12 protein-coding genes are annotated in these 10,698 nt (G+C 32.1%); 3 read left to right on the top strand and 9 right to left on the bottom strand.

Features of this window, described 5'->3' with window-relative positions; translation table 11 throughout:
• Positions 1-239: BBE domain-containing protein (locus tag Q0649_RS14775; RefSeq protein WP_298843643.1), on the top strand; the 239-nt coding region annotated here is incomplete at its 5' end.
• Between the two features lie 27 nt (positions 240-266).
• Here the strand turns inward: Q0649_RS14775 and Q0649_RS14770 are convergent.
• The 8 genes from Q0649_RS14770 to Q0649_RS14735 all read right to left on the bottom strand — a co-directional run bounded on the left by Q0649_RS14770 (position 267) and on the right by Q0649_RS14735 (position 8,284).
• Positions 267-413, bottom strand: a complete 147-nt coding sequence (locus tag Q0649_RS14770; RefSeq protein WP_298843641.1) for a hypothetical protein — start codon at positions 411-413, stop codon at positions 267-269.
• A gap of 226 nt (positions 414-639) precedes the next feature.
• Positions 640-1,536 (bottom strand): alpha/beta hydrolase fold domain-containing protein, encoded by an 897-nt coding sequence (locus Q0649_RS14765; RefSeq protein WP_298843638.1) that lies wholly within the window; start codon positions 1,534-1,536, stop codon positions 640-642.
• 112 nt (positions 1,537-1,648) lie between these two features.
• Positions 1,649-1,840, bottom strand: coding sequence for a hypothetical protein (locus Q0649_RS14760; RefSeq protein ID WP_298843636.1), 192 nt, complete (start codon positions 1,838-1,840; stop codon positions 1,649-1,651).
• A gap of 110 nt (positions 1,841-1,950) precedes the next feature.
• On the bottom strand, positions 1,951-2,094 hold the full coding sequence (locus Q0649_RS14755; RefSeq protein WP_298843634.1) for a hypothetical protein: 144 nt from the start codon (positions 2,092-2,094) through the stop codon (positions 1,951-1,953).
• A gap of 488 nt (positions 2,095-2,582) precedes the next feature.
• Positions 2,583-3,479: a discoidin domain-containing protein gene (locus Q0649_RS14750; RefSeq protein WP_298843630.1), complete on the bottom strand. Its 897-nt coding sequence runs from the start codon at positions 3,477-3,479 to the stop codon at positions 2,583-2,585.
• Positions 3,480-3,630: 151 nt separating this feature from the next.
• On the bottom strand, positions 3,631-5,493 hold the full coding sequence (locus tag Q0649_RS14745) for a DUF2264 domain-containing protein (RefSeq protein WP_298843627.1): 1,863 nt from the start codon (positions 5,491-5,493) through the stop codon (positions 3,631-3,633).
• Between the two features lie 33 nt (positions 5,494-5,526).
• Positions 5,527-6,948 carry an MFS transporter gene (locus tag Q0649_RS14740; protein WP_298843624.1) on the bottom strand — a complete coding sequence of 474 codons (1,422 nt, stop codon included), beginning with the start codon at positions 6,946-6,948 and terminating at the stop codon, positions 5,527-5,529.
• A gap of 166 nt (positions 6,949-7,114) precedes the next feature.
• A complete protein-coding gene (locus tag Q0649_RS14735) occupies positions 7,115-8,284 on the bottom strand; it encodes a glycoside hydrolase family 88 protein (protein WP_298843622.1) in 1,170 nt (389 codons plus the stop codon).
• A 278-nt stretch (positions 8,285-8,562) separates the two neighbouring features.
• Here Q0649_RS14735 and Q0649_RS14730 point away from each other — a divergent pair, with 278 nt between their 5' ends.
• Positions 8,563-9,390: a helix-turn-helix transcriptional regulator gene (locus tag Q0649_RS14730; RefSeq protein ID WP_298843619.1), complete on the top strand. Its 828-nt coding sequence runs from the start codon at positions 8,563-8,565 to the stop codon at positions 9,388-9,390.
• Positions 9,391-9,460: 70 nt separating this feature from the next.
• On the opposite strand, the gene Q0649_RS14725 is transcribed toward Q0649_RS14730, so the two are convergent.
• Complete coding sequence (locus Q0649_RS14725) at positions 9,461-9,817, bottom strand: hypothetical protein (protein WP_298843616.1); 357 nt, start codon at positions 9,815-9,817, stop codon at positions 9,461-9,463.
• Between the two features lie 323 nt (positions 9,818-10,140).
• Between Q0649_RS14725 and Q0649_RS14720 the strand changes: the two genes are divergently transcribed.
• Complete coding sequence (locus Q0649_RS14720; RefSeq protein WP_298843613.1) at positions 10,141-10,266, top strand: hypothetical protein; 126 nt, start codon at positions 10,141-10,143, stop codon at positions 10,264-10,266.
• Positions 10,267-10,698 lie beyond the last annotated feature (432 nt).

Raw genomic sequence — 10,698 nt, 5'->3', positions numbered from 1 at the left:
CAGCAGACTTTGAAAAGGATGATGATTCAGACATCTATAAAGAATGGGTCGCAGAAGTTTTACAATATGTTAACCCGCTAACAAATGGAACCTATGTAAATTTTCCTTATGCAGAGCTTAAAAACTATGGAAATGCCTACTACGGTAAAAATTATCCCCTTCTTATGGTGGTAAAAACGATATACGATCCCTGCAATATATTTAAATTTCAACAATCAATAAAACCTTTAATAATATAAAATTTTATAAAATCCTCAACTAATTAATTAGTCGAGGATTTTACTCATTATACTACTATTCGGATTTATATTTGGGAAAACTACCAAGGCAATAAGTCCTAATATTGCAGGAACAAAAGGATACAATGCCATAAGTACTCGGTGGTCATTAGCAACATAGCTTGTCCATTTCACTTCAAATCTTTGAAAGGGGCCAGACCATTGTTAAAAACTGGAACAGTTTTAGTTGGCCTTTAATACCACTATTCAACATATAAACTTATTTCCCTTTAAATTATAAAGGTTTCAACACTACTAAAATAAGCGTAAAATAAAACGCTCAAATCATAATTAAGATTTGAAAGTGTTTATAAGTGAAACATGTTATATCTTTTTTAATACCCCCTATCTTCTCTCTCCCTTATAAAATTAGTTTATTATATCTTACCAACCTAATTATTTGCTCTATTGCTTTTTTAGATTCTGGTAAATTGAAAAGTGGCCAAACATGAATCATATCTTTATACTCATAATAATTAATATTAATACCTTTTTCCTCTGTAATTGATTTAAACTTTCTTGTATCAGCCTCTAATATATCTTTAGTACCAATAAAAATACTTATTTTCCCTAACCCTTCAATTTGTCCATTTATTGGACTTAACAAATAATTATTAGCGTCACCATCACCTGCGTAGAGTTTTCCTGCCTTTTTTAAACCACTTATTCCTAGCACAGGATCCTCAGAATCTATATCAATTATATCTTTATTTTTTAAAGTTATATCTAACCAAGGAGATATTAATATTACTTGATTTGCCTTATCATTATTTTCTTCCTTCATCTTTTGAGCCAATGCAAGTGCAAATCCCCCTCCAGAAGAATCACCCATAAGAATTACATTTTCCCCACCTACTTTGGTAATAATTTTTTTATAGATAGGTATCACCATTTCAAAGGAATCCTCATATGTAAATTCAGGAGCTACTGGATAATCCGGTGCTATAATAGTACAATTTAATGCTCGAACTAGGGTATTAAAAAAACTCAAATGAATTTTATTAAAACCATATATATAACCTCCACCATGTAGATATAGAATATGGATTTTATTGCATTCGTTCTTTGGTTTTAGTATAAATGTATTTCTTCCTCTTACTTGGATTTTTTCAATATTTAAACTTGAGTATAATTTCTTTGGTGGTTCATTCACATCACCCTTACCGAATTTACCACTATCAAATACTTTATTAAAAGAATTTTTCATATTCGAATATTTCAATATAATATTTAGCACTTTACTTTGAATACTTGCCATTTCCTTGCTCCTATCATTTATTTACAATCTCATTTGAAAATTCAGCAAATTCGCTTCGCTCATAAAATCTCCTGGCAACCGTGAATAAATCTCTTATCATTTTTCTATATGACTATCCCATCACAATGGTCTGCTTCATGTTGAATAATTTGAGTAATTCATCCTGAGTATTTTCCCTTGGCATCTTAAATCCCGAATCAAAATACTCTACTTCTATATCTTTGAATCTATTAGTTTTTCTAACACCTATAAGTGAAAGCCATCCATCTTCTGTTTCATATTGACCCGATTTATTCACTATCATATAATAAAAAATGCCTCCGGATAAAATAATTAATAAAGTTGTTTAAATCAAATTATCTATACCATTAACAGTAGTTTGTTCATTGTCATTAATAGAAATAACTATGCATTTTAGGGTTTTACTTGTAGTATAACATAATAATGAGGGGTAACATTATTATCTTCTAAATATGCATCTGGAAATTTCTCTGAATTAGTTTCTAAAGTTTCTTCTAAATCAGTTGCGAAGGCGTTCTTCCTTTTTTCTTTGTACATTGGTATAAAGTGCAACATTTACTTTTATTTATACCCGTTTTTATAACCACTTCTGCTTTTTATTTTGATTTGAAGATTTGCATAGCAAAAGGGGAATTGAAACAGTAAAATATATACGAGTGGATAAAATTCCATTTAACATATTAAAGGTATAAATATCTACTTTAAGTTATAAAATATATCAAAAATCTAATAGGCTTCATTCCTCTAATTTTTTAATATCCTCAGCAGAGTTAATCATTACTCTTGATTCACCAAATAATTTTGGTGCTAGTTCAGTTTTAAACTCAGATACAATTATTTGTATTTTAATTAGCGATAATTTTGTAATAACATTTTTAATACTACCATCTATATTTAATATCAGAAACCGCTTTGTTGTATTGACAATATATATAGAAAAATAAACGGTAGTATCTTTAGTTCCTAATAAGGCAAAAGTAACCCCCTAAAGCCATAAAAAAATAGCTATTAAATATACTATTATATTAAACTATTACCTTATTAGTATTCCCTTCTCTTCTATCATAAAAAGTTGGTATACCCTTAATATCAATACCATAAATCTGAATTTCTGTTAATGCTGCAAATTCTGACGGTTCATTAGCTTTCTCAATATTCATTAGTTTAACCCAGCTGATCCTTTTTTTATCAAACTCAATATATTGAGCCTTATCGGTTTTTATAAGTTGCACATTCTTTTGAGTTCCATCAGAGAATACTATTTTTGTAGTCTTCCAATAAGTATCATGTGGAAAATCTGCTCTTAAGTATAAAGCGATTTTATCCACTTCTACCACCCTACCAAAATCAACAATAAGTTCTGCATCTGCTCTTTGCCAAGTCCCCCAAGATTCGTATGGCCATACGCCATGCCCCTTAGTATTAATTTGTCCATCAATGGTATTTCGAGCAGCAAATACTGCCTCATTTCTGGTCTCAACATTGGCTGTTGCATGAGGGTAATATGTTGTTTCTCCACGTTGATCCATTACATTTTTTGCAATGTTTCGATAACAGTAAACTTCCTCTTTTTTAGCAATACGCATTTTTATAATATGAGTGTTACCCTTAAAAGCATCTGGAGAATATGGTATGGAATCATCGCCAAAAGGTATAGCAAATTCTAATGTGCTTTCCGGTACATATATTAACGCCTCAGACAATTCACCATCTATATTAACAACTAAGTATTTATTTTCTGAGAAATTAGTAAAACAAATTTTGTCACCTGCTTTATACTCCTGTGTGTGTATAAGTGAAATTTTTTCCTCCGCAGAAATTTCATTTATTGTAATATTTAATTTATCTTTTATTTCTATTCTTATTTTATCAGCCTTTAAAGTTGACGAACTATTATCATCTGTATTCACTTGAGTTTTCATTTTTTACCTCCATATTTTATGTAATTTAATTGTTATTCCTAAATACATAGTACTTTTAATTTATTTTCTACTATTTACTTTTAAAGTTTTTCAAAGACCTTTAAGTTATTAAAAACTCAAAGGCCTTTTATATTTAAATTATCTTGTGATTTTAATCAATGGTAGTTTCTAATTGTCCCTCAGGGTTGCTTTCAAGCAAGATTTTTTTAGTTTTACCTTGATATTTAATGGTTAAAATATCGCCATCTAGTGAAACTTCAGGCACTTCTTTTTCTTCCCCAGCTTTTACAGATCCCAGGAAGGCATCAACAATAACTGTAGTACCAACCGGAATAACTCCATATAAAACGGGAATTGAACTTCTAGGAAACAACAAGTTCGTATTTGGTTCAGGACGTAGGTCCTTCGCTAATGTGAATGGTCCAAAAATTTCTTCGGCGCCAGTTACACCACGATCAGAAAATACATATGCCCCCTTAATTGTTTGTGTTTCCTTACTTCCATCTTTAAGCTCGTTTGCAAAACCATTATCAGCAAATTTAAGTTGCTTTGTTGTTGTAATGTAGTGAACCCTAATGTGCCATGGATGAACAGGGATAACATAAGTTTTAACCTGAACGTCTTTCCATGGAAGCCACATACTATAAACGAAATCTGAATTAAAACGTAATGCTTCAACTCGTTCACGTGTACGGTAATGATGATCACCATCTTCACATAATGCCAAAGTACTGTCATATGCCTGTTCATTTAACATAATACCATCCTTTGGAGTTGAAAATCCAAACCTAGTTGAGTAAACAAATTTGGAGTACTTAGCTTCACGATGAGATTGGTTACGGACTAGTTGCCCAGCTGTAAATCCTTGAACATTAGTACCATCTTCGTCACGAGTAATAAGCATTCGTCCAGCAGGAACTGAAATCTTTTGATCAAGCTTTGGAGCTTCTTCTTTAACACTCCAGAACTGATGATCCTTAGGTAATGCTAAAACCAAGAATGGTTTTAAAGCCCAGTAAGGTGAACCAGCACCATTATATCCTTCTGTAAAATTTAAGTTTTCATATGCATAACCTAGGTTTAAAGTTCCGTCCTTGCGAAAGATATCTTGCTTCATCCAATAACGTAGATTCTGTAAAATAATATGTTTTACAACACCAAGTGGAACCGTGTCAACGCCAGAATATGCAATCGCTGACCAGAAAGAAACTTGTGCAAACCGATAAATTAATGAACGACCATATGGAATACCTGATCCATCTGCGTCATACCAATATTGGTATGTCTTTGCAAATTCTCCAGCACGTTTCTTAAGCTTTGCAGCACGATCTGGGTCTTTGTCTCCATATAACTTAACGTACACTAAACCATAAAATTGAATTGCCCATGAAACGTAATAGTCTTGTTGGTCAACTGGACCATCCTTGTACCATCCATCGCTAACATAGAATGAATCGATCGCTGAGAAGTCATATTCCATCATATCTTTTGAGTAATCCATTCCTAACAATGACATGGCCATGTTAACTAACACACGAAAATAATGCCAATTATTATTTGGAAGGCTATGATAATTAATCTGAATTAACCAATCGTGAATGTTTTGCTTTTGTTTATCATTTAAAGTATTCCAGAATCGTTCTTTGGTCAAAACCAAGGTTAAAGCCATTGGAGTTGCTTCAACCATTAACTGATCAGTGTTAGTCATCTTACCAAAGTATGCTTTATTATCAGGATCAGTCCCTGCAAGTATTCCTTCTTCATACTTTTTAAATATTGGTAAATTTTGCTCTGAATCAGATAGTAAAGGTGCAATCGCCCATAATGGACGTAGGAATCCTTCAACTTCTTGAGTTCCCTTCGAGTAAACAGTACCTGAACTACCAAAATCCAAATGACCAGGATAGTCTGGATCGAAATATGCATCAGTAGGATTAATTAAGTCTTTAGCTAATTGTTGTAGATCTTCACGAGTTTCAAGCTTATTTTCTCTAAATGTTTTAAATTTTTCCAATTTATTTACCTCCAAAATTATTTGATTATTAATTTATTCAATACTTCCATCTGAATCAGCCTTATCCCGAAGGATTTTACTAAATTCAAGAACCTTTGATTTACATAATGGGTACCAGAGAAAGAGTATTAGTGCAACACAAAGGTAACCAATACCAGGAATGATAGTAACAATGTTGTAAATGCCTTGATTAGTGGATGCTGATTGAGTTGATCCACCAGCAACAGCGTGGTAACCTAACATAGCAAGTAAATACCCACTCATACCACCCATGATAGCTTGACCAACTTTACGAGCAAATGAATACAATGCATAAACAGTACCATCTTCACGACTACCATCAATAAATTCTTGATAATCGATTACATCTGTCATAAAAGCCCATATCATAACGTTAAAAGCGCCTGAACCTAAAGTAGCGAAGAATAGTAAACAAATGAAGACCGGAGCATTAGTTAACTTCAAAGTGAATAGTAGGAAAAACATAGCGGATGAAAATAACAAAGCCCATTGTGAAAATTCTTTCTTACCAAACTTAGTCGATGCCCATTTTGCAAATGGTGCAATCATAATTGTGGTAAGAGTGTTCATCATAGTAGAAAGAGCCATACCAACAGCACTGTGAAAGTAGCCATTAAATAAGTATGCGTTTAGACCACTAGTCATACCGTTGCTTACCAAAAGAATTAAAGCAGCAGAAACAATTGACATTAAAGCACGGTTGTGAAAAAGAGCACCTAATAAATGCCAGGTACCAACTTTTTCAGTCTTTTGAATCTGAACACGTTCGTGTGAAAAATGAACGGTAAAGGTATAACTAATGAAAGCAATAACAGCACATGCAATAGCAATAAATAACATACGTATGCCAGATACATTACCCTGTGAATTATGCATAAACAACGGAACACTAAAACCAACTATTGTACCACCAAGAGCACCACCAACAGAACGCCAAGTAGAAAGTGAATTACGATGATCAGGGTCCTGGGTAATAGCAGAAGCCATAGTTCCGTAAGGAATATTAGTTGCAGAATAAGTTATTCCCCAGAAAATGTAGGTTACGTAGATATATGCAACCCTTATACTCATTGAGAAATTAACAGCAAATGGCATAAAGCAAAGGATTGTTGAAATAAATATGAAAGGACGAACCCAACTAATCCAAGGAATGTAACGTCCAAGCTTAGTCAACTTTGCATTATCAACCAAACGACCAATTGTAATATCGGCAAATGCATCAATTAAACGAGCGATTATGAACAAAGTACCTGTAGCGACAGGAGAAATTCCCAATACATCAGTATAGAAAATCATTAGAAAATTACTCATAAGTAGGAAAGAGAAGTCATTCCCGAAATCTCCGAAGAAATAAGCGACTTTATCAATTAAACCAAAGGGTTTATTGCTCCTTTTAATATCAACTTTTTTATTGAACACAGTATTAGCAGCCATTATAAAAACCTCACTTTGTCTGATTTAAATATAGGTAGTTGCATATATATCGTTCCACGCAACTTATTACATTTATTTAATAAATAAACAGGATTATATCACTTTAAATTTAGCAACTATAGATAATTAGTTTTTTAGGATCCTTTTGCCTATGGATTGTGTTGTTTTAGTTTCCCCAAATTTTTGCCTCACTTCCTTCAAGCTTGAATATTGCTTCAATAAAAAAGTAATCAGCATATATAATCGCATATTGGTGAGTTAGTTCATTATATGAAGCTGAACTATTCAAAATAATATTGTCTTGATTCTTAGACCAATCTGCACGTGAATATACAATCGTTTTCAGCAGTTTCAGTGCTGCAGTTCGATAAAATGCTTTTTCACATTCCGGAACATTTTTCATAATTTCAATGAAACCACCGGCCGCAATCATTGCAGCACTTGAATCTTCTAGTGCCGGCTCAGAAGGTTGACGAAAATCAATTGGAATAATACCAGAATCCGGTATATTTGCAATGAAGTAATTAGCAACCCGCTTAGCGGCATCTAGATATCGTCTTTCACCTGTTTGTTCATAACTGTCGGCAAATCCGTAAACTGCCCAAGCTTGTCCACGACTCCAAGAAGAACCGTGCATATACCCCTGCCCACCATATGATTTAATATATTCTCCAGTTTCACAATTGAACTCAATGATGTGTTTTACAGAATCATCGTTACGAATAAAGTTCTTTAGTGCAGTATCTGCATGTGCCATTGCAATTTGTTTGTAACTTGGATCTTTAGTTTCATTGGAAGCCCAATAAAGTAAAGAAAGGTTCATCATACAGTCAATGATTGCCCACCCTCTATGGTCTTCGCCAGGTTTATCATTCCAAGCACGAATAAAACGACCATTCAGATTAAATCTACCTGCAAGCAAGTTAGCTGCATGTAATCCACGAACCCGACTTTCTTCAGTACCAGTCAATTTATAATCTATAACTGCACTTGGCAAGAACATGAATCCAACATCATGATGCAAACCTAAATATGAATCAAATGTCTTTGCCAATTTTACTTCTGCGTCTTTAGCATATCCACAATATTTCCTATCTTTGGTCTGATTGAATAATTGCCACATCATTCCTGGCCAAAATCCGTTTGTCCAAAAGCTTAATCCCATTGGGTCATTAACATCTTGCGTATCTGTTGAGTGATCATCATAGTTTCCATCAATGGTTGTGTAAGGAATTTTGTTTCTATTCTTGTCTGCAACCCACGACATCTTGTCATCTATTGCTTTTACAGTTGATTTAACAAATTCCTGATCTGCTTTACTTAAATCTGATATCATCTTTCTTCCTCCTCTAATTTGTTATCTTTTCTCTTAATATATCAGGAAATGCAACACCTATTTCCCCTACTGTTGGCGAATGTTTTTTTCTATTTTACTCCACACTTCCTCAAGCCATTGATTGTTTTGATTAATAATTTCATCACCAATCTTTCTTTAAAATATGATCTTCTATGTAACTATTATAATCCATATGTTATTATTAATACATGTACAATATAATGATAACCTGTATTATATCACTGTAATATATAAAATCTTGAGAGGGTGATTTATAATTGATTAATGACATTGATTTTCAAAGTTTTATTCCTTCTTTTTCATTTGTAATTAATAGGTATTGCCATGAAAACTATTACATTCCAACGGTTGACCGTGATTTTCATAACTTCATGTTTATTGAATCTGGTGAAGGGGTATGTATCACTAAAGAAAAAGATGAACCCATTTCTGGCTCCATGTTAATTTATAACCCTCCAGGGAAGTCTTATGGTTATTATTCTTCCAAAACTAACCTTATGCATGCATTTGGGGTTAACTTTGATATTGCCAGTGTTTCAAGGGAACATGATAGCTGGAATGTGAAAAATATTAATATCTTACCTTTTAACCATATTACTCTTATAAATGATAGCAAAACACTTGTAAATTATTTCACTGACTTAGCATCAAGTTGGAATTATTCTAGAGATAACTATAATATGAAATGTAGAAGTATATTCCTAGATATACTTTTAGAACTTGCTAAACAGGTTAATAATTCAAGTGATAATTATAAAATTTATAAGCCTGTAGAAACATCAATATCTTTTATTCGAACGCATTATATGCATAATATTACTCTTGAGGACATCTGTCATGAAGTGAAGCTCACACCTAGTTACTTTGGAAAGTTGTTTAAAGATTACAATGATAAAACTCCTTTTGAATACCTCCATATGGTAAGAATTCAAAAATCTGAAGAGTTACTTTTACTTGGATACTCAATTACAGAAGCTTCGGAAGCCGTTGGATTTAATGACCCTTTTTACTTTAGCAAGGTATTTAAAAAAATTAAGGGTCTTTGCCCTAGGGATTATATGAAAGATCCTTCAAGACTATTATAAATTGCATATATGCTCATCTTGAAATCTTAACAAACAGAACTTGTCACTTAGTTACATTTATTCCTTTTGATTAGTAAGCACACTTTGATACTTTCCAGGTGTAATTCCTTCGTAGAGTTTCCGTTAATAATAATGTTGGTGAAAATACTCCAATATTAATATCTGTTAACTTAAACATTTCTTTAATCTTTATTTTTCTATTGTAATTTAGCACAAGGCGTTTAATTTCCACAACAACATCTTTAAAATCAAAGGTAGAACTTATTTTAAAAATAAACACGTTTAGATGTGTATCCTTAGATATTTTATCTACTAAATCTAGCTGTATTTGTGGAGCCTTTAAAGGTGCTGTACTCCAATCTATATTTTCTTTTAGGTATTTTTCAATTTGCTTAGTGTGAATTAAAAAACATGCATTTTTGTACACTATTTCAACTTCTTTTTCTATAGCCGCTTTTTTAATTTGATTGTAAAATTTTATTTATAATTTCATGCAACATAGTTTATTACGGAAGTTAACTTCTATTTTGAAATATAATATAAATCTGCAATGAACAGTAGAATTTTAATTTACAAAACAATAAAGTTACACAAATCTTATTGAACTAACTTAGAAAAATAAATAGATCTAATTTAAAAAACCGTAAAAAAAGGCCATACATTGTAAACATATATAATATTTTAGGCTGACAATTGAAGACTATTTCATTATTATTGTAATATATCAGTCGCATTTAAGAAGGAGACCTTATGAAAGACACAAGAATAGCAACAAAAACCGTTCCAGTTTTTGTAAGGTGCCAGGTACCTTTCAAAAATTGGAAATGTAGTGAGCGATTTTTGTTTAAACTTCAAAAGAATAATCAGATGGTTTAAATAACTGATTTATAATAGACCCAATGTGAAAGTAACTCAATTACCATTGAGTTACTTTCAAAATATTAATATACTCTAAATAAAGTAGCCCCCTATCATTAAATGAGATCTCACGGAAACTCCTTAGCTCCTGCGATTACTCATTCTTAGTATTATTATTTTTTGTTGATCCCCCCACTTTTTTGCATAAAACACTTGACAAGTCTGTAAAATTTTGCGGTCCTCCTCCTAAAGACATATTTTACTAGGAGGATTATTTTATGCTTAAAAATTGGAGTTCTCATGCTGATTATCAGCAATTTATTGTTTCAAATCTCTCATATTTTTACAAATTTATACCTAAAAAAATCATAGAACTTGAACCTTCTATATCTAAGTTGTATTGCTTAGACTTAGATATTCTTAGAGAGATACTAAAACCTTATTATTCTA

Source organism: uncultured Clostridium sp., from assembly GCF_937920395.1.
GTDB lineage: Bacteria > Bacillota > Clostridia > Clostridiales > Clostridiaceae > Clostridium_AD.
The sequence above is the reverse complement of the archived record's forward strand: the minus strand, read 5'-3'. Positions and strand labels throughout refer to the sequence as shown.

Coding starts and splice junctions, on each gene's coding strand:
- Q0649_RS14765 (WP_298843638.1), bottom strand. CDS start 1,536: ATGGCAAGTATTCAAAGTAAAGTGCTAAATATTATATTGAAATATTCG.
- Q0649_RS14760 (WP_298843636.1), bottom strand. CDS start 1,840: ATGATAGTGAATAAATCGGGTCAATATGAAACAGAAGATGGATGGCTT.
- Q0649_RS14755 (WP_298843634.1), bottom strand. CDS start 2,094: ATGTACAAAGAAAAAAGGAAGAACGCCTTCGCAACTGATTTAGAAGAA.
- Q0649_RS14750 (WP_298843630.1), bottom strand. CDS start 3,479: ATGAAAACTCAAGTGAATACAGATGATAATAGTTCGTCAACTTTAAAG.
- Q0649_RS14740 (WP_298843624.1), bottom strand. CDS start 6,948: ATGGCTGCTAATACTGTGTTCAATAAAAAAGTTGATATTAAAAGGAGC.
- Q0649_RS14735 (WP_298843622.1), bottom strand. CDS start 8,284: ATGATATCAGATTTAAGTAAAGCAGATCAGGAATTTGTTAAATCAACT.
- Q0649_RS14720 (WP_298843613.1), top strand. CDS start 10,141: ATGAAAGACACAAGAATAGCAACAAAAACCGTTCCAGTTTTTGTAAGG.